Here is a 19,372-nt window from a genome sequence, read left to right on the forward strand (position 1 = left end):
GAACTGGTTGCGGATTTACCGTAACGAACAGCAATTGGATTCCGAAGTCCCCACTTTCTTTCTTGCCAAAAATCAAAGAGCTACTTGCTGATCACGGCTATGACGCCGGCTGATCCAGAACAGCGCTAATTGAGAAAGGAATAACGCCTATATTCCTCCTCATACAGAGCCGCAAGATTCTCATCAAATACGGTAGCATCCCTTATAAACAACGGTATAAGGTTGAAAACCTGCTCGCAAGAATTAAAAAAAGCACAAGAGGGAGTGTTATTGAGTTTGAAAGTTTGAACCGAATCTAATCCGACAGATACTCAGTCATCTCGGCAATTGTTTGATCAGGCCTGAGCCAGCACACTCCAATCTCACTTCATTCAGATAGATCCACTCCCGCAATAATTATTTCTGCAAGCGCTTTCACACTACCTCTCCTTAAATTGTGCCGCTTCTTCAGCGCCTTCAGTCACATTTCCAGCGGTATAAGAGTGAGCGCCTGTGCCTGCCAATTTTCCCTTATCAACGATGAGATACTCTTCCCGGATGGGTCGCCCTTCAAACCAGCATTCCAGAATTTCTCTTACTCCTGCAGCATAACGTGCTTGCGCAGCTAACGACGTCCCTGCCGTATGGGGGGTCATCCCATGGTGAGGCATCGTCCGCCAGGGGTGATCCTTCGGTGGTGGTTGCGGAAACCAGACATCACCAGCATAGCCTGCTAATTGTCCACTTTCTAGCGCCCGAACCACGGCATCTCGGTCACAAATCTTCCCACGAGCAGTGTTGATAAGATACGCGCCCCGCTTCATTTTGCCGATGAGGGCATCATTAAAAAGATGCTCCGTTTCAGGATGTAAGGGGCAATTGATCGTCACAACATCACAAAAAGGAACCATCGACTCCACATTTGGGTGAAACGTAAGTCCAAGTTCCTTCTCAACAGATTCAGAAAGCCGATATCGGTCGGTGTAATGAAGTTTCACATCAAATGCCTTAAGTCGCCTTAAGGTCGCAAGGCCAATACGACCAGCAGCAACTGTACCAACCGTCATTCCCTCAAGATCATACGATCGAGCAACGCAATCGGCGATATTCCATCCCTTCTCCACAACCCACTGATAGGAGGGAATATAGTTCCGAATAAGAGAAAGGATCATCATGACAATGTGTTCGGAGACACTAACGCTGTTACAGTAAGTCACTTCGGCGACCGTAATTCCCCGTTCCATGGCAGCCTTAAGATCCACATGATCGGATCCAATCCCAGCCGTAATCGCAAGTTTTAACTTAGGTGCCTTGGCTATCCGAGTCGCTGTAATATATGCCGGCCAAAATGGCTGCGAGATCACCACGTCTGCATAAGCTAGTTCCCGATCAAACACGGAATTTTCTCCGTCTTTGTCTGAGGTTACTACAAATTGATGTCCTTGATTCTCGAGAAATTTGCGAAGCCCCAATTCTCCAGAAACACATCCTAACAAGTCGCCTGGCTTGAAATCGATCTTATGGGGCGTTGGAAGAAGTTGGCCATCAGGATAATGCTCAAGCTTTGGAAGTCCATCCCGAGCATAGGACTTAGGATACCCATCTACTGGATCTTCATAGAGTACACACACAATTTTCGACATATTATATCCTCCAAATCTATAGGAAAAAATAAACGTCTTTCTCTCTTCTTAAGTGCAAGATACTTAATGTCTGATGAGCTGTCAATCATTTTGCTAACATCATTTTGGTAGCCGATGCTTCCGCTTTTTGATACTTTGAGAGAATGACAGGCAAGTGGAAATATCGAATAAAAGTTACTACTGCTGGCGCAAGGAGAATATGGCAGTCTGAGAATTGATCAGGTCAGGAAATACAAAGAACTACAGGTTGAGAATACACGGCTCATTGGCTATCGACCACCGCACCGCAAACCTATTCGCCCAATTTAGCGTGAAAGAATCCATGCTGAGGGCGAGCACAATTCCGGCCGGTAAAGGCCATATAACGATGCGTCGTAATCAGATGCGTCGTAATCAGATGCGTCGTAATCAGGTTCTAGCTTGTTTGATGAAGCCGAACTTTGTCAAGGCCCTGATCCAGCGCGGGGCATTGCATTGGACAGAAAGCGCTTCATAATCGGTGGTCGAATCCCGGTAGTGTTCGTGCCGTTTGAGCATGAAGAAGAGAGTGCGTAGTATTTTGTGGCCGATCGCCACGATCGCGCGCTTATAGCCGCGCCGGATGATGAGAGACTGGAACTTGGATTTGAATACCGACTTGGTTCGGCTGGCGGCATGAGCGAACTCGCAGAGTAGCCGGCGAACATAGGGGCTGCCCTTGCGGACACGCCCAGATTTGCGTTTTCCGGCGGATTCATGGTTGCCAGGACACATGCCGATCCGGGAAGCGAGTCGATTCGCTGTTTCGAAGGCATCCATAGTCGGTACCAATTTCGACTAGCAGCATAGCAGCGCCAATGAGGTCGATGCCAGGCAGGGTTTGCAACAGTGCCAAGGTGTTCCGTTCGTCCTTAAGTTCATCCAGAAGCTTGGTATCGAAGCGGGCGATGCGTGCTTCGATTTCCTCGATGTGTTGCATGAGTTCGTCGAGCACAAAATAGTGGCTTACCGTCAATTCCTCCTGCAGGGCGTCAAAGATTTCCTCTCGGCTGGCCTTGAGTCGCCGACTGGCGAGCTTGAGTACTTCATGCGCGGGTTGACCGGCAATGATGGCCTTGACACAGGGGGAGCGCGCGCCGATTGCCCATGCAGATCACTCACTACCACACCGAGACGTATCCCGCTGTCGGTCAGTACCTTGTGCAAGCGATTTTTTCAGATGCCAGTTGCCCTCTACCAGTTTCTACCGCTGCCGGGCGATCAGGCGCAATTCACGCCACTTCGCTGGTGGCACGAACGACCCGCACAAAAGCCCCGCACGCGCCAGCGTCGCCAACCAATGCGCATCCCCCACATCTGTTTTGCGTCCCGGAACGTTCTTGATGTGCCGGGCATTGACCACCTTGGCACGAATACCCATCGCTTCCAGTGCAGCGTACGGACTCTTCCAATAAATGCCGGCGCTCTCCATAACTACTTCATCTGGGCACAACGCCGCCTCCCATTCGGCCAGCGCCTGACGATCCCTAGCGGGCGCAGTCTGCCATCCGCCTTGGGAATAAAGACTCGTCGCGACGCTTGCGCACGATAGGTACCTGCGTGTATCTTCCGATGCAGTCCGTGCACACGCGCGTAGAGCCTTTCCGCATAACCCCCCCTCCACGTGACGCCATCCACCCCAGCCGCCGCATTTCGCTTGAGGTCGTGAAAACTTTCGACCAGTAGCGATGGCGTGATGTGGTGCAAGAGCGTTATGAATTTCATCCGCCGATCCTTCCCAGCGGCTTGTCGTATGCGTTCGAGTCCCGTCAATGCGGATCCCCGGTTCTGTGTCCGGCCCGCAGGAGCCTCTCCCGCATTCCCCTTGGCTACGCCTCTTCCCTCCTCCACCTCCGCAGGTTTCCCGTTGTTCGGCGGTTTCCTCGGTAGTATAGACGTATCCGATTTCTCGGCAACGTGGATGACAGGATTGCGGTCTCTGACCTTTCCTGTCCCGCCCGATTGCGTCACCGCCCCGGGCATCGCCGAGATCTCCCAGCTTCTGTGCAGATCGCTTCCCGACATGCGCAGGGTCTCCGACCACGCGGGATCAGAACATGACTTGCGATTTGACGCCATGCCCCATGTGGCCTTCCGAGATAGTTAACTCCGTCGGCATCCCGATTTCTTGATTTCGTGGCTCAATGGCTAGCCTGCCGGTTTCCCCTGTCAACGCTTCGCCACACACCTCGCGATGTGCAGCGCATGACTCGAGGCCAGAGTGATTCGCCATTTCTTCTCCGTATTGAACTTTCATCAACTACGATCTGCCAGCTTGTGCTGGCGCACTAACCACGCAATGCGCTCCGCAGCAAGCAAATAAAACAGCTCCCGTGTTTCGCGACTGCGGCCATAAAGATTCTCACCACGCACAAAGGGGTGCGGCCCGACAAAAGGATTATCCCCTTTAGAATTCATCGTCTTCCTCTCGCCGAGGTATCGGGGGCACTCGCGGTTGAAGCTGTCGCAGAAACTCATCACTGCCGCCCCAGAAGATACTGATATTTTCCCTGCCGTAGTAGTCCTTGAGGTATTTGCGCGCTTCTCCACGTCGATCAGCATGTTACCCTCCGGGTCAATCTGCACCGCAGCATGCGCGAAACGTTCGCGCCGGGCACCGCCTTCCTGGTTCATGATCAGGCGGCATGCCTCCTTTTTATCGAAAGATATGCCTAATCAACCTATCGCAGATAGGCATTAATTTTCAATAGCTATTTGTGCAAATTGCGCAAATTGGCAGCGGAACATGATTTCTAGGTTAGAAAGCTCAATGATTCAACCGAGCTTCAGTCACAGATTTTTTACCATTCGAAATGATTTTCTATTAGCTTTGATTCCCCTCTCCACTTATAAGCAACCAGTTTACCCCCCTTGGCAATACTATAATCGAGACAGGCACAGTTATCAGACAATGGTTTTGGGTTAGGCTCACTGAGCCAATAATGGCCGATAAAGACGGGTTTATTAATGAGTGGATAGTGGTGCTCGCTGCCTAACATCAAATCAGCAAGCTTGTGGCCATTTGTTAGCTCTTCTCCTAGATGAAGCCGGTCTTTTGCTTCATATTGATCTGCTGTCCACCATTTAATTCTAGCAGAATCACGAACATGTCCATCCTTGTCCTTGAATGTAACACCTTGGGGCAAGTTTATTTCAGGACCTTTCAGTAACGTTTCAATCGCTTGATATGGTGCTGTACCCCTTTCGCTGCATATTGTATAAGCATCATCTTTCAAGCATTGATTTTCATTAAGAAAAGAGGATATATCACATAAGGCTTTCTCATTCCACGCGGCATGAATGACCCGGATAGCGCCAGCATCAATATAAACGGACAGCGTTTTGAACCAATCAATAATCTGCATGCGTTCATCTACATCAGGGTATGCAACTAGAAATGCTTCATGCTGCTTTTTGTTCTTAGCGCTATGTGCGCGCAGCGGCTTGCCATCTTGGTCGAGGGTGGCATAACAAATTGCATTAAATTCATGATTTCCCATGACGCTGAGTGCATGACCCTGCTCAATCATGGGTTTCACCAGTTGAATGACTTCTCTTTGCTGCGGACCTCGGTCAATAAAATCTCCCAAGAAAATGACTTTATGCTGGTCATGCTGATAAACGCCCTCATGAAATATATAACCCAGCTTTTGTAGTAAGACTTCCAATGCTTCTGCATGACCGTGGATATCGCCGATGATGTCGTAAAATTGTGCGATCATTTTTACCCTTTACAACAGTGAATGATCAAAATACTTTTCTTCAATTTAACCTCCAGAATGGCAAGCCTATCAGGATGAAAGGTGTAAAAATCAATAAAAATGATCAGCATCGAATTTGTAAAAGATTGGCTCACCCGTTTTGCTCAGGTATTCGCTTATCTCGATACTCATATCATCAAAATTAACGTCAATGATATAAGCGCATATCAATTGCTTCAAAGCACGCTCACAAAGCTGTTCAGCCAGTAGATGACCTAATTCTCTTAAACCACGTTCATTGAGTTCTGCAGGTCTGTTCATATCATTGCTCCCTCAAACCGTGCAAGAAGATATTCTGGAGCGGCTAAATCGCTTTGGGCTATATGAGCGTGATGACCTATGGCGGCCAGTATCTTTTGATCTTGTAGTAGATGATAACTGGGTTTATCTACTTTATTTTGGACTACAAATTTATCCATGCCACATTCTCCAAGAATAGAAAAATGCTTTTTGGACTTAGGTAGAATTTCTTGGGGAAAGAACTTAGATAAGAACTGTCAAAATAATTTTGATAATCTAATATTATTAATCAATACCTTATCTTAACTCAGTTGGCGGAGAGAGAGGGATTCGAACCCTCGATAAGCTTTTTGAGCCTATACTCCCTTAGCAGGGGAGCGCCTTCGACCACTCGGCCATCTCTCCTTGGAAAGCCGCAAGAATAGCGGGTTAAAAATTCCAGGTCAAATTTTTATAGCTTATTACGAACTTTATAGCTCTTGATCCAGATCAAAAATCTTATGTAATACCCTGACAGCAAGTTCCATATATTTCTCGTCCACAACCACCGATATCTTAATTTCTGAAGTTGTAATCATCTGGATATTGATTCCCTCCTCAGCTAGCACACGGAACATCTTACTAGCAATACCAGCATGCGAACGCATTCCTACACCAACCACTGAAACTTTAGCAATTTTATCACCGCCAATAACATTACGCGCACCGATATGAGGTAAGATTTTGTCCTTCAATATGTTCATCGTATTGGTAAATTCACTACGATTTACAGTAAAGGAAAAATCGGTAGTCCCATCATGACTTACATTCTGAATAATCATATCTACGTCAATATTGGCATCAGCAACAGGACCAAGAATTTGGTAAGCAATGCCCGGATGATCGGGTACACCGAGTATGGTTATTTTTGCTTCATCACGACTAAACGCAATGCCTGAAATAACAGCCTGTTCCATATTATTATTTTCCTCAAAAGTGATTAGCGTACCCTCTCCTTCTTCTTCAAAACTGGAGAGCACTCTGAGCTTGACTCTATATTTACCAGCAAATTCAACAGAACGTATTTGCAATACCTTGGAGCCGAGACTGGCCATTTCGAGCATTTCTTCAAAAGTAATCGTTTTTAATCGCCTTGCTTCGGGCACGATACGAGGATCCGTCGTATAAATACCATTCACATCAGTGTAAATCTGACATTCATCAGCCTTAAGCGCTGCCGCAAGCGCCACGCCAGTCGTATCCGATCCCCCACGTCCTAGCGTAGTAATATTATTAGTCTCATCAATACCTTGAAAACCTGCAACTACTACAACATATCCAGCCTTAAGATCAGCACGAATTCTATCCTCATCGATTTTTAGAATTCGTGCTTTGGTATGCGCACTATCAGTTAGTATTCTAACCTGTGCACCCGTATAACTCTTGGCTTTAATATTAAATTCCATCAATGCCATTGCTAATAATGCTACAGTAACTTGCTCACCAGTAGAAACCATTACATCTAGTTCGCGAGGATCAGGATTAGATTGAATTTCTTTCGCTAATGCGATAAGACGATTAGTTTCTCCGCTCATTGCAGAGACAACTATCACTAATTCATGACCCTTAGCGCAGAATTTTGCAATGCGTCGGGCTACATTTTTGATACGCTCGGTACTACCAACCGATGTCCCACCATATTTTTGAACGAAAAGAGCCACTGAATTAACCGATCTTACTTGAAATGGAAACAATCAAAACAAAACGATCCCAGATTCTACACATTTCTTGGAAAGAACACTATCTTCTTATCATAAACTTAAATAAAAAACTCTTGCGAGATCGTTACGTTGACTTGTAATATCCCTAAAAAAGCTCTTCAGAGTTTTGATATATATTTGTGACAAAAAACAACATGACCGATCAGAAATACGTAATTAGACAGCAAGATAAAAATGCTGCAGTAAGCTTCATTGATGATCAGATAGCAACCAATTCATTTTGGCTAGCTTTGGATAATACACAACGCATTATCGCTGAGCTTGAGTATCAGGATGCCAGATATGATTCAATAACTCTTAATGAATGGTGTAAAAAATGGTTAAATGAAATTCAGTGGGCACAGCTAAAAAATGCTATTTGTATTGCTAGAGACCAGATTGAAAACCAAAAATACAGACCGCAACTTAAAACTATCAGTTTAACTTACAGAGCATGGCAAATTCTATCTGAATTGGCAAAGCATGATGAAGTGACGCTTTCTGAAGTTATCATCAACAGACTGGGAGAAGATTGGTTAAATTCATATGATCCCATTGAAATACGTGACTATGGTAGCAAATCAAATCAATCCTGATACAAAATTCACAAATGCCTGCTTTAGCTTATTTTGGATAAAATTTAATTCAATACTGGATAATCTCAATGAATTCATTGAATTCTATTGCAAGCGATCTTTTCACTCAACAAACGACCATCAGCACTTGCACGGCATGACCAACAAGCTCTAATTATTCAACAATCTATGTTACCACCTATTACAATTGCTGCATTTAATCATGTATTAAATGGAGAATCATGGGCATGTAAGCGTTTACAATCTTACGCAGGTAAATCTGCGTATCTTTCCATTTTTCCGCTGATTGATTTGAATATAGTTATACAAACCGATGGAAAATTAGCGATAACCCATTCTACTAACACCACTACAGATACCAGCCTCATTATCGCACCAGCTCTATTGCCACGCCTAATCTCACACGATGAGAATGCTTTTCATGAAATCAAGATTATGGGGGATACTGTATTTGCCAATGAATTATTATTCATTGTTAAAAATCTGCATTGGGATATTGAACAAGATTTAAGCTCCATTTTTGGAGATATGCTTGCTCATCGCGTGATTAAAGTTGGACAAAATTTGATTCATTGGCAATCTGAAAGCTTGCTTAATCTATCTCAAGCGATGATCGAGTACCTTACGGAAGAGAAATCTGTCTTATCCAGCCGTGCCCTCATCGATAGCTTTACCACCGACGTAAACTCACTACAAGATCACGTAATACATCTAGAAAAACGAATTTACCGTTTAATCAGTCTGTTACCTTTCAAAGCGAAGGATAATATTTCTTTACAAACAGGGAATAATGAAACAAGTTAGAATAGAGTGAATAATAATCACCGTTTCTGCTTTTCCACTCATTCATGTTCCCTGTCAGTCTAAAGAATAAATGCGCATTTTCCGCCTACTAAAAATTATTCTGGTCGCATTCCGTTTTGGTTTGGATGATATTTTATTAAGCCATCCTCGTTTGCGACTATTGCGGCCACTAACCATGTTAGTGCCATTTCGGTCACGGCTCAAGTTGCCACGTGCTGTGCGATTACGTCTGGCGCTGGAAAAATTGGGACCCATTTTTATCAAATTTGGCCAGATGCTTTCTACTCGCCGTGATTTGCTGGCGCGGGATTTTGCTGATGAGTTGGCAAAACTCCAGGATCAAGTCCCTCCTTTTCCATCAGACTTGGCTGTTGCCACGTTGGAAAAGGTTTATGAAAAACCCCTTAATGAAGTATTTTTTAAATTCGATAATCAACCAGTAGCCAGTGCATCAGTCGCTCAAGTTCATTTCGCAATTTTGCATGATGGCACAGAAGTTGCCGTAAAAATTCTACGCCCCGATATCGCTCCTGTCATTGCGCACGATGTAGCGTTAATGGAAACCAGTGCATGGTTACTCGAATCAGTTTGGCCAGACGGTAAACGTTTAAAATTGCGCGAAGTGGTATCGGAATTTGCACGTCATTTGGGGGATGAACTCGATTTGATTCGCGAGGCTTCCAATTGCAGCCAATTACGGCGCAATTTCCTAGATTCGCCCTTATTATTCGTCCCGGAAGTTTATTGGGATTATTGTCTTCGTGAAGTCATGGTTATGGAACGCGTGAAAGGCATACCCATTAGTCATGTTGCCAAACTTCGTGAACAAGGCATTGACATTCCTCAACTTGCTCGTGTTGGAGTAGAAATTTTTTTTACACAAGTATTCCGGGATGGCTATTTTCACGCTGACATGCATCCTGGTAATATTTTTGTAGGATCAGATGGACGCTACATTGCAATAGATTTTGGCATTATGGGAACGCTCAGCGATGAGGATAAAAACTATCTAGCGCAAAACTTTCTGGGCTTCTTCCGTCGTGACTACAGGCGTATAGCGCAAGCGCATGTCGAAGCAGGATGGGCGCCGAGAAACACGCGCGTTGATGATTTTGAAGCTGGCATTCGCGCCGTTTGTGAGCCAATTTTTGATAGACCACTGAAAGAAATTTACTTTGGGCGAGTTTTATTACAATTATTTCAGGTCTCACGGCAATTCAATGTAGAAATTCAACCTCAATTAGTATTATTACAAAAAACTTTACTGAATATTGAAGGACTCGGGCGTGATCTCGACCCAGATCTCGATTTGTGGAAAACAGCCAAACCATTCCTGGAAAATTGGATGTCGGAGCAAATCAGCTGGCGTGGCTTGGTAAGTCACATCCAAAAAGAAGCCCCCAACTGGGCGACGATACTACCCGAATTCCCACGCTTGATTCACTATCATCTAAACCAAGAACGCGCTCAAGTACTGGAAGACAGACTCGCTGAACTTGTTGCGCAAGAAAAAAAGCAAAGCCGCATGCTTGCCCTGCTAGCAGCACTTCTGGCTGCTCTACTGTTCGCTCAAGTTTATTTTTAGAGTGGAAAAATTAAAAACCATGCACTGAATAAACTCATTAAAACCTGAATCTGCAAGAATGCGGTATTTTTGAATAATCAGATTATGGCACCACTTGAAATTCTTAATGTAACCCGGTGCTTTGGTAATTATACTGCGATCGATATATATGTCTGGCAAGACACCCGATGAAATTAAACCAAGAGTCAAGAAAACACTGAATGATGCCCCCCTCTCCAATTTTTCCGATCCCTTCCCTCATGAGCTATCCAGCGAGATAGAAATAGCGTGTTGCACTTGCAAGAAGATTGATCAATCGTCCACAATTTACTATTGGATGAACCGTTAGGTACTCTGGATGCAAGATTACGCGAAGAAATGCAGATAGAACTTATAAACCTTCAAAAAGAAGTAGGTGGATCCCTTGTATTTGTTATCCATACTCAGAATGAGGCGCTCGCATTATCACACCGAATTACCGTAATGAACCAAGACCACGTAGAGCAAGTCGATAAACTCTCAGTCATTCATAACTATCCTGCTAAGCATAGCAATTTAATACTGTGGTTCATGGCTAGTCTAGTTTATGCCTACCGAGGCACGATATTTGATCCAGAAAATAAATACTCGGCACCCTATACCTATACAGTTACCCCGCTGGGTTTTAATCAAGAAAAATTGATCAGCTTGATCTGCCTACTGATACATGGGCAATTACTTTTGAGCTTGCATAACTGGAAAATCAAGGAACGGATAATCAACGACGTAAACGAGGAAAATTGGAACCAAACAAAAGAGCTGATAATGAAGCAATATTTCCTGGTCAGACACACCAAGTCAGACTCGAAATGCTTTAGGATCTGAATCACAAGCAGAGACGACTATTCAGTCGGTTATGGACAGAAATCAAATTGAGGTAACCCAATGACTTATTATCAGAAACATGTTTTTTTCTGCGTCAATCAACGCAAAGCCGGCGAAGCCTGCTGCAATGACCACAACGGTCAGGCAATGCGTGATTATGCGAAAGACCGTATCAAAGCACTTAACCTCAATGGCAAGGGAAAAATACGCATTAACAACGCGGGCTGCCTTGATCGTTGTAACGAAGGCCCCGTCATTGTGATCTATCCAGAGGAAATCTGGTACACCTATGTTGATGAGGAAGATATTGACGAGATTATTGATGAGCATTTGGTCAACGGACGCATCGTTGAACGTCTGAGAATTTAAGCTTTGCTTCTTCAACTTTCACTGGATTTATAGATTTGAAAGCACCGGCCGAACATAAGTTATTTGTTAAGGGTCCAACTGGCAAGCTTGAAACGATTGTTTTAGTTCCAGCTTCCAAACCACGTGGAATTGCCATCATTGCTCATCCACATCCGCTTTACCAAGGGAACATGGATAATAAGGTTGTTTATATCCTCTCCAAAGCATTGCTTGAATCTGGCTATCTCACAGTAAAATTTAACTTTAGGGGAGTAGGTGCGAGTGAAGGAAGTCATGCAGAAGGCATTGGAGAAATTGATGATGTGCTAGCCGTCACTCAATCTACCCGTCATCAATATGACATTGAATCCGATCACTTACCATTGTTACTCGCTGGCTTTTCCTTCGGCGGTGCCATACAAGCCTATGTTGCCCAGCAGCTTAACCCAGAAAAATTAGTGCTCATTGCACCTTCTGTTGCTCGCATGAAAGCCCCTCCGGTAGTCGATCATGCAGATAGTGTTTTCATCGTGCACGGCAGCCTGGATGATATTGTTTCCCTCCAGTCTGTTCTTGACTGGGCCGCACCGCAAACAATTCCAGTTACCGTCATTCCAGGTGCTGAGCATTTCTTTCATGGAAAACTCGCTATCCTTAAACAAGTGATACTCAATGCCTGCAAAACTTGATTCAACCGCCACGATTCCTCAGAGCATGAGGCCTGATGCTTCTTTTAGCAAAAAATCTTTGAATGTCTTCGCAACATTAGAAAAACGCTTATTTTTCCGATGCACGATATGCCAGTGACGCATGATCGGAAATCCTTGCACATCCAGAATGTTAAGTCGGTTTGTTTCCAGTTCCAATTCGATGGTATGGAGTGACATGATACCCAACCCCATGCCCGCCTGAACAGCCTGCTTGATAGCTTCGGTAGTATCCGCCTCCATTCCTCTATTGATTTTGATCTGCTGCTCAGCAAAAAATCGCTCCATGGCGCTACGTGTTCCTGATCCCGGTTCGCGCACCAGGAAAACTTCCTGTTCAAGCCGTTTTACAGGAATTTGCCGCATATTACATAAAGGATGATTAGGTGGCGCAATGATGACCAGTGGATTTTCCATAAATGATTCAGACACAATATCTAGCCCATCAGGTGGCTGCCCCATAATCGCCAAATCAGTCAAATTATCCGCCAATTGTTTAAGTACAATTTCTCGATTGGAGACATGCAAGCTGACGGTCACATCTTGATAGCGCTGACAAAATTTAGCCAGTAAGTGAGGGGCAAAATAATTGGCCGTACTGACCACTGAAATATTCAATTTGCCCCGCTCCAATCCTTTCAACTCATCCAGGGCAAGCTCCATATCGGCCAATTGTTGTGCAATGGCACGACTATACTGATAAAGCTCCTGCCCCGCTTCGGTTAGGTATATCCGCTTACCCATTTGTTCAAATAAAGGGAGCGCCACAGTATCTTCAAGCTGCTTGATTTGGATCGAAACAGCAGGTTGTGTCAGAAAAAGCTCCTCGGCAGCCCGAGAAAAACTGAGGTGACGTGCAACCGATTCAAACACTTTCAATTGACGCAGAGTTATATGCAACATAGACTAAACTGAGATGATTAAGAATATTATTTGATATATAAGTAAAATCTTATCATAACCATCAGAATTATTAATTTGTTCTTATGATTAACTCTGTATATAGTGTTTACTGAATTTCAAATAGTCCTTTTTTAATCATGTTTCACCCTGCTTGAGAAAGTATGAGCAGGATCCTCAACAACAGGAGATTGTAAAATGGCCGTTAAAACATATAATGCCGGCGTTAAAGAATACCGGCAAACCTACTGGGAACCAAATTACACTGTCCAGGATACCGACATCCTGGCATGTTTCAAGATTACCCCCCAACCAGGTGTTGATCGTGAAGAAGCTGCCGCGGCAGTAGCAGCTGAATCCTCCACAGGAACCTGGACAACAGTTTGGACTGATCTACTGACCGACCTGGATTACTATAAAGGTCGCGCCTACCGGATTGAGGATGTGCCTGGTGATGATACTTGCTTCTATGCATTTATCGCTTACCCGATTGACCTGTTCGAAGAAGGTTCTGTGGTCAATGTATTCACTTCCTTAGTTGGTAATGTGTTTGGTTTCAAGGCTATCCGCGGTTTACGCTTGGAAGACGTGCGTTTCCCGATCGCCTACGTAAAAACTTGTGGTGGCCCACCTCATGGTATTCAAGTAGAACGTGACATGCTTAATAAATATGGTCGCGCTCTGCTAGGCTGCACCATCAAACCCAAATTAGGGTTGTCTGCCAAGAATTATGGCCGTGCTGTTTATGAATGTCTGCGTGGTGGTCTGGATCTCACCAAAGATGACGAGAACATTAATAGCCAGCCTTTCATGCGTTGGCGCCAACGTTTCGACTTTGTGATGGAAGCCATTCATAAAGCTGAACGTGAAACCGGTGAGCGTAAAGGGCACTACCTGAACGTGACTGCACCGACTCCAGAAGAAATGTATAAACGTGCCGAATACGCCAAGGAAATTGGTGCGCCGATCATCATGCATGACTATATTACGGGTGGTTTCTGTGCTAACACAGGCTTGGCTAACTGGTGCCGGGACAATGGCATTCTGCTGCATATTCATCGTGCCATGCATGCCGTAATTGATCGTAATCCACATCATGGTATTCACTTCCGAGTACTCGCCAAAATTTTACGTCTGTCGGGTGGTGATCACTTACACTCTGGTACTGTGGTTGGTAAACTGGAAGGTGATCGCGGAGCCACACTCGGGTGGATTGATCTAATGCGCGAAAGCTATATTAAAGAAGATCGTAGCCGCGGCATTATGTTTGATCAAGATTGGGGGTCGATGCCTGGCGTATTCCCAGTTGCATCAGGGGGGATTCATGTCTGGCACATGCCAGCACTGGTTGCAATTTTTGGTGATGATGCCTGCTTGCAATTTGGCGGCGGAACATTAGGCCATCCATGGGGTAATGCAGCAGGCGCTGCAGCAAACCGTGTTGCGTTGGAAGCCTGCGTAGAAGCGCGCAATCAGGGCGTACAAATCGAGAAAGAAGGCAAAGCCATTCTGACCGATGCTGCTAAAAATAGCCCTGAACTCAAAATTGCTATGGACACATGGAAAGAGATCAAATTTGAGTTTGATACTGTGGATAAGCTGGACGTAGCACATAAGTAATATTCCTATCTCTCTGAATCACAAAGATTCAGAGAAATTTTTACCGATTATCAGGAGTTAAGATTAAGTATGTCTGAAATGATTGATTACAAAAGCCGTCTGAGTGATCCAACCAGTCGGAAATTTGAAACTTTTTCCTACTTACCCGAAATGAGTAAGGAGCAAATCAAGAAACAGGTTGCGTATATCGTTAGCAAAGGTTGGAATCCTGCTGTCGAACATACAGAACCAGAGTATCTGATGAGCAATTACTGGTATATGTGGAAACTGCCAATGTTCGGTGAAACAGATGTAGATCGAATTCTCAAGGAAGCTGAAGCGTGCCATAAAGCGAACCCGAACAATCATGTTCGCCTAGTTGGCTATGATAATTTTGCACAAAGCCAGGGTACGTCAATGGTCATTTATCGCGGTAAAACTGTTTAATCACACGGCACGGGATATCCGTTCATTCTACCCCCGTTGCTATAAAGTAACGGGGGTTTTGTTTTGCGCTGAATTATCAAAAATATGACCTACGCCTTACGTATTTACACTGGAGAACGAAATGAGCGATGCTATCAAGCAATACTTAATCACGAATAAACCTTATTACCATCCTGTTGCTGATGAAGTAGCGCTGTATGAAGCAGCCTACTCGGCCAGAATTCCTATGATGCTGAAAGGACCAACCGGTTGCGGTAAAACCCGTTTTGTCGAGTTCATGGCATGGAAGCTCGAAAAACCACTTATTACAGTTGCCTGTAACGAAGATATGACTGCTTCTGATCTGGTGGGAAGATTCCTGCTGGATGCACAAGGCACACGCTGGCAAGATGGGCCATTGACAACTGCTGCCCGTCTTGGTGCGATCTGTTATCTAGATGAAGTAGTAGAGGCAAGACAAGACACCACTGTCGTGATTCATCCTTTGACTGACAGTCGTCGAATATTGCCGCTGGAGAAAAAGGGCGAACTGATCCATGCACATCCTGATTTCCAACTTGTTATTTCCTACAACCCTGGTTATCAGAGCCTGATGAAAGACTTGAAGCAATCCACTAAACAGCGCTTTGGTGCATTAGATTTCAATTACCCAGACCATGATACCGAAGCCGAGATTGTGTCACACGAAAGCGGTATTGATAAAACGATAACCGACAAGCTCGTTTCGATCGCGGAACGTGCGCGAAACTTAAAAGGTCATGGATTGGATGAAGGGATTTCTACTCGCATGTTGATCTATGCGGGTAACTTGATTGCCAAAGGGGTTGATGTTCATGCCGCCTGTCGAGTGGCCCTTGTTCGCCCTATCACGGATGATCCCGATATGCGTGATGCCCTTGATGCAGCAGTAGCCACTTTTTTCTAAGCGTAGAAATTTATTTCCTTCTGACTCATTCTTACAAGACACAGTATGAGCGTTAATCTGACTGACTACAAAGAGTTACTGGAATCATTGCAACCCGAATCCATGTCATTGCTTGAAAATACTTGGTATGATGCGACCCGAGTTTTCTCACCTCGGGGATTGGATAATTACCTGAAAGGCGCATCTGCCCTGCAGGGACTGGGACGTGGTCGCACTTTGGTTGATACCTGGATTGATGAAGCGCCACAAATCGCCAAAGAAGTAGGTGAAGATATCATCAGTGATCTAGTAACCACTGCTTTGATGCTTGCCTCGAAAACCTCTGGAGCCGTCATTGAATTGATCCTTGCCACAGCAACTACCGCTGCCAAGCGATTCGGTGACGCAGATTTATTTCGTAGCTATCTCCAGTTCCTCAACACGCTCATCGCCCAGGCGCCTCGCGGTATCCGCCCGATGCTGGACAAACTCGATGTTTTACTGAGTCAACTGACGCTCGGCGGCTTACGTAGATGGGCCTTATGGGGAGCTCATGCTCACCGCACTAACTATGAAGAACAGATCAAGTATTTCGGCTTAAACTCTAAGGAATCGCTGGCAGTTCTCCAGAAGGAAAGAAAAGGCACTCTGTTTGTCGATATCCAGCGTCGTATCAACATTTACTTACGCGCATTATGGGCACGTGATTTTTTCATGCGACCCACCTCAGGAGACTATGAAACTCGTGAAGGTTATCGACCCTATATTGAAGATTATGTTATTCATCTACCCGATGCCTATGATGCTCATGGCGATATTGCAGCAAGCGAAATTTACCGTGCTGCGGCTGCCCACGCAGCCGCACACTTGGTAGAAACGAGATACCCCATTTCTGCAGAAGCCTTAAATCCATTGCAAATTGCAGTTATCTCGGTCATTGAGGATGCAAGAGTGGAAGCACTCTCCATTCGACGTTTCCCAGGTTTGCGCCAAATTTGGTCGGTTTTGCACGATGCGACGCCAGACATGACCGTTACGATCGGCGATTATCTCAACCGCCTGGCACGTGCACTGCTTGATCAGACTTATGAGGATAACGATGGCTGGATTGTTGAAGGCCGATCTTTATTTGCACAAGCCCAAGACCGTCTGGAAGATAATCAAATTTCGTGGGAGATTGGCGTACAGCTCGCTCACAAGATCATGGACAAGAAAATCGCGTTCAACCCTCGAACTGACATTCTGACAGCGCCTTATCTGGATGATAATCGCTATTTCTGGGAATTTGCGGAATTCGATTTCGAACGCTCACTGACTGCTGGCTATGATGAGATCAAACAAATACGTAAGTACGTCAGCGTCATGGAGCTGGCCAATGAAGTAGAAGTTGAAACGGCTGGTGATGATGCCCAAGAAATCTGGGTAATGGGAACAGAATTCTTCCCTTACGAAGATAGTGGCACTTCCTATAATGAGCTAGAAGGTAAAGAGCCTATCTCCCTTCCTTATCATTACTCAGAGTGGGATTATCAAATTCAGCTCGAACGCCCTACATGGGTTACCGTTCAGGAGAAACGCGCTAAATCAGGTGATATCCAGGTGATCGATAGCATAGCCGGGCAGTATCGACGTGAAATTTCACGCATGAAATTTTTGCTTGATGCCATGCAACCCCAAGGCGTACAACGTATCCGCAAACTGGAAGATGGTGATGAAATCGATATCAATGCGGCAATCCAGTCTACGATTGATATTCGTATGGGCTTGCAACCTGATCCACGCATCATGATGCGCTCTGTCCGCAAAATACGGGATATATCGGTGCTGGTGTTGCTCGATTTGTCTGAATCCACCAACGATAAGGTAACCGGTCAGGAGTTTTCAGTACTTGATTTAACTCGCCAAGCAACCGTATTGCTGGCCGATGCCATCAATAAAATCGGAGATCCCTTTGCGATTCATGGGTTTTGTTCGGACGGCCGGCATGATGTTGAGTATTATCGCTACAAGGATTTCAATCAGCCGTACAATGAAATTCCCAAAGCCAAGCTAGCTGGCATGACGGGACAACTGTCGACACGCATGGGCGCTGCGATTCGACATGCCAGTCATTATTTGAAATTACAACGATCCAGCAAGAAGCTGTTATTGGTTATTACAGATGGAGAGCCGGCTGATATTGATGTTCGTGACCCACAGTATCTTCGTTATGATACCAAAAAGGCGGTGGAAGAAGCTGACCGATCAGGAATAATCACTTATTGCATGAGCCTGGACCCACACGCAGATCAATATGTTTCACGTATTTTTGGTACACGTAATTATATGGTAGTAGATCATGTAGAAAGACTACCTGAGAAATTGCCGCTACTTTATGCAGGACTAACCCGTTAAGATTTGTTTATTGATTACTTTACACACTTTTTATTAGTACAATGAAGGAACAACTATACGTAGGAATCAATGAGGATAAGGATGGCGGGTTAACGCATCTTGGACGCATCGTCATCGATGCCTGGCTTTTTGACATTCTGCCAGAATCAGAAACGTGTACAGGCTGGAATCATTCGCAAATGCAGAACCTGTATGAAAAAGTCTACGAAGCGTGGGAGCCTTATGCTCACTTACCTAGCCGCCTACCCTCTGATTTACAGCAAAGACACACAAGGCTTTACGCACAAGTTATCGATACTGCAAAAAGTAAGGGATGGAGTGCAGAATTAGATGAGGATGACTGAGCGCTTGTGAAAGCAACATTTTCACAAGCACTGGATGTGTGTTTGTATTGAACTTCTTGTTATTGATCATAGACTGCAGGAAATTTGATTACTTGAGCAGGTGTCTTCGGCATCTGCTTGCTGGCGAGTAATCGCAGTGCGCTTGGAAACTCCCTCTGAAGCCGTAACATGATATCTATTTGATTCTCTCTATAATAAACCGCTTCATACGCGACCGGTTGGCTGAGCTCGGTACGAGCTTGGGGTTGAAAATTTTGCCATGCAATGTCAACCCAGCATTTACGTTCACTATCGATAAAAACGAATTCCTTCCTATCCAAGATAGCCAGTAACTGCATGGACCGGATGGGAACAAATAGATACCCAGTAGCACAGCGTGCAAGCAACTGGAACGCCAAGTTATATGTATTAGCAGGAAGGTTGCGAGATTCCCGCTTGATCTCAGGATCGCGATAACAGGTAATATCCATTTACAAATTCTCCTTCTATATAATTTCTTAAGTTATAAAGAACCATTAACA

Annotated in this window: 20 protein-coding genes, 1 tRNA gene and 1 pseudogene; 11 read left to right on the forward strand and 11 right to left on the reverse strand. The window is 44.9% G+C overall.

Annotated features, from left to right (window positions below; genetic code table 11):
* Positions 1 to 419 precede the first annotated feature (419 nt).
* The 9 genes and pseudogenes from BLP80_RS02260 to BLP80_RS02295 all read right to left on the reverse strand — a co-directional run bounded on the left by BLP80_RS02260 (position 420) and on the right by BLP80_RS02295 (position 7,341).
* Positions 420 to 1,622, reverse strand: coding sequence for an NAD-dependent formate dehydrogenase (locus BLP80_RS02260; RefSeq protein WP_090539724.1), 1,203 nt, complete (start codon positions 1,620 to 1,622; stop codon positions 420 to 422).
* A gap of 408 nt (positions 1,623 to 2,030) precedes the next feature.
* Positions 2,031 to 3,129 (reverse strand): annotated as a pseudogene (locus BLP80_RS02265) (IS110 family transposase); the annotation flags it as partial.
* Between the two features lie 561 nt (positions 3,130 to 3,690).
* Positions 3,691 to 3,897 (reverse strand): hypothetical protein, encoded by a 207-nt coding sequence (locus BLP80_RS15530; RefSeq protein WP_176754236.1) that lies wholly within the window; start codon positions 3,895 to 3,897, stop codon positions 3,691 to 3,693.
* Positions 3,897 to 4,058, reverse strand: coding sequence for a hypothetical protein (locus BLP80_RS15535; RefSeq protein WP_176754237.1), 162 nt, complete (start codon positions 4,056 to 4,058; stop codon positions 3,897 to 3,899). Before BLP80_RS15535 ends, BLP80_RS15530 begins: the two co-directional genes overlap by 1 nt.
* Positions 4,059 to 4,441: 383 nt before the next feature.
* Positions 4,442 to 5,362: a metallophosphoesterase gene (locus tag BLP80_RS02280; protein WP_090539738.1), complete on the reverse strand. Its 921-nt coding sequence runs from the start codon at positions 5,360 to 5,362 to the stop codon at positions 4,442 to 4,444.
* Positions 5,363 to 5,452: 90 nt separating this feature from the next.
* Entirely contained in the window at positions 5,453 to 5,662 is a 210-nt protein-coding gene (locus tag BLP80_RS02285) for a hypothetical protein (protein WP_090539740.1), read from the reverse strand.
* The gene (locus BLP80_RS15540; protein ID WP_176754238.1) at positions 5,659 to 5,820 is read right to left on the reverse strand and encodes a hypothetical protein; all 162 of its coding nucleotides are present in this window, start codon (positions 5,818 to 5,820) and stop codon (positions 5,659 to 5,661) included. The genes BLP80_RS02285 and BLP80_RS15540 overlap by 4 nt, the downstream gene beginning before the upstream one ends.
* A gap of 133 nt (positions 5,821 to 5,953) precedes the next feature.
* Positions 5,954 to 6,046, reverse strand: a tRNA-Ser gene (locus tag BLP80_RS02290).
* Positions 6,047 to 6,111: 65 nt separating this feature from the next.
* A complete protein-coding gene (locus tag BLP80_RS02295; RefSeq protein WP_090539794.1) occupies positions 6,112 to 7,341 on the reverse strand; it encodes an aspartate kinase in 1,230 nt (409 codons plus the stop codon).
* Positions 7,342 to 7,520: 179 nt separating this feature from the next.
* Here BLP80_RS02295 and BLP80_RS02300 point away from each other — a divergent pair, with 179 nt between their 5' ends.
* The 6 genes from BLP80_RS02300 to BLP80_RS02330 all read left to right on the forward strand — a co-directional run bounded on the left by BLP80_RS02300 (position 7,521) and on the right by BLP80_RS02330 (position 12,245).
* Positions 7,521 to 7,976, forward strand: coding sequence for a hypothetical protein (locus tag BLP80_RS02300; protein WP_256324918.1), 456 nt, complete (start codon positions 7,521 to 7,523; stop codon positions 7,974 to 7,976).
* 87 nt (positions 7,977 to 8,063) lie between these two features.
* Positions 8,064 to 8,780, forward strand: a complete 717-nt coding sequence (locus BLP80_RS02310; RefSeq protein WP_256324919.1) for a ubiquinone biosynthesis accessory factor UbiJ — start codon at positions 8,064 to 8,066, stop codon at positions 8,778 to 8,780.
* Between the two features lie 70 nt (positions 8,781 to 8,850).
* A complete protein-coding gene (gene ubiB / locus BLP80_RS02315) occupies positions 8,851 to 10,365 on the forward strand; it encodes a ubiquinone biosynthesis regulatory protein kinase UbiB (protein WP_090539748.1) in 1,515 nt (504 codons plus the stop codon).
* A 462-nt stretch (positions 10,366 to 10,827) separates the two neighbouring features.
* Entirely contained in the window at positions 10,828 to 11,208 is a 381-nt protein-coding gene (locus BLP80_RS15545; RefSeq protein WP_176754239.1) for a hypothetical protein, read from the forward strand.
* Between the two features lie 60 nt (positions 11,209 to 11,268).
* Positions 11,269 to 11,577, forward strand: a complete 309-nt coding sequence (locus BLP80_RS02325) for a (2Fe-2S) ferredoxin domain-containing protein (protein ID WP_090539751.1) — start codon at positions 11,269 to 11,271, stop codon at positions 11,575 to 11,577.
* 35 nt (positions 11,578 to 11,612) lie between these two features.
* Positions 11,613 to 12,245 (forward strand): alpha/beta hydrolase, encoded by a 633-nt coding sequence (locus tag BLP80_RS02330; protein ID WP_090539752.1) that lies wholly within the window; start codon positions 11,613 to 11,615, stop codon positions 12,243 to 12,245.
* An 18-nt stretch (positions 12,246 to 12,263) separates the two neighbouring features.
* Here the strand turns inward: BLP80_RS02330 and BLP80_RS02335 are convergent, their stop codons facing one another.
* Entirely contained in the window at positions 12,264 to 13,166 is a 903-nt protein-coding gene (locus tag BLP80_RS02335; protein ID WP_090539754.1) for a LysR family transcriptional regulator, read from the reverse strand.
* Between the two features lie 195 nt (positions 13,167 to 13,361).
* On the opposite strand from BLP80_RS02335, the gene BLP80_RS02340 reads away from it, so the two are divergent.
* The 5 genes from BLP80_RS02340 to BLP80_RS02360 all read left to right on the forward strand — a co-directional run bounded on the left by BLP80_RS02340 (position 13,362) and on the right by BLP80_RS02360 (position 18,851).
* Positions 13,362 to 14,783, forward strand: coding sequence for a form I ribulose bisphosphate carboxylase large subunit (locus BLP80_RS02340; RefSeq protein ID WP_090539756.1), 1,422 nt, complete (start codon positions 13,362 to 13,364; stop codon positions 14,781 to 14,783).
* Positions 14,784 to 14,852: 69 nt separating this feature from the next.
* Positions 14,853 to 15,209 (forward strand): ribulose bisphosphate carboxylase small subunit, encoded by a 357-nt coding sequence (locus BLP80_RS02345; protein WP_090539758.1) that lies wholly within the window; start codon positions 14,853 to 14,855, stop codon positions 15,207 to 15,209.
* A gap of 121 nt (positions 15,210 to 15,330) precedes the next feature.
* On the forward strand, positions 15,331 to 16,134 hold the full coding sequence (locus BLP80_RS02350) for a CbbQ/NirQ/NorQ/GpvN family protein (RefSeq protein WP_090539760.1): 804 nt from the start codon (positions 15,331 to 15,333) through the stop codon (positions 16,132 to 16,134).
* A gap of 45 nt (positions 16,135 to 16,179) precedes the next feature.
* Positions 16,180 to 18,507 carry a nitric oxide reductase activation protein NorD gene (locus BLP80_RS02355; protein ID WP_090539762.1) on the forward strand — a complete coding sequence of 776 codons (2,328 nt, stop codon included), beginning with the start codon at positions 16,180 to 16,182 and terminating at the stop codon, positions 18,505 to 18,507.
* A 41-nt stretch (positions 18,508 to 18,548) separates the two neighbouring features.
* Positions 18,549 to 18,851 carry a hypothetical protein gene (locus BLP80_RS02360; protein WP_090539764.1) on the forward strand — a complete coding sequence of 101 codons (303 nt, stop codon included), beginning with the start codon at positions 18,549 to 18,551 and terminating at the stop codon, positions 18,849 to 18,851.
* Between the two features lie 59 nt (positions 18,852 to 18,910).
* Here the strand turns inward: BLP80_RS02360 and BLP80_RS02365 are convergent, their stop codons facing one another.
* A complete protein-coding gene (locus BLP80_RS02365; protein WP_090539765.1) occupies positions 18,911 to 19,321 on the reverse strand; it encodes a hypothetical protein in 411 nt (136 codons plus the stop codon).
* Between the last annotated feature and the right edge of the window lie 51 nt (positions 19,322 to 19,372).

This window comes from Nitrosomonas sp. Nm132 (assembly GCF_900100485.1).
Taxonomy (GTDB): Bacteria; Pseudomonadota; Gammaproteobacteria; order Burkholderiales; family Nitrosomonadaceae; genus Nitrosomonas.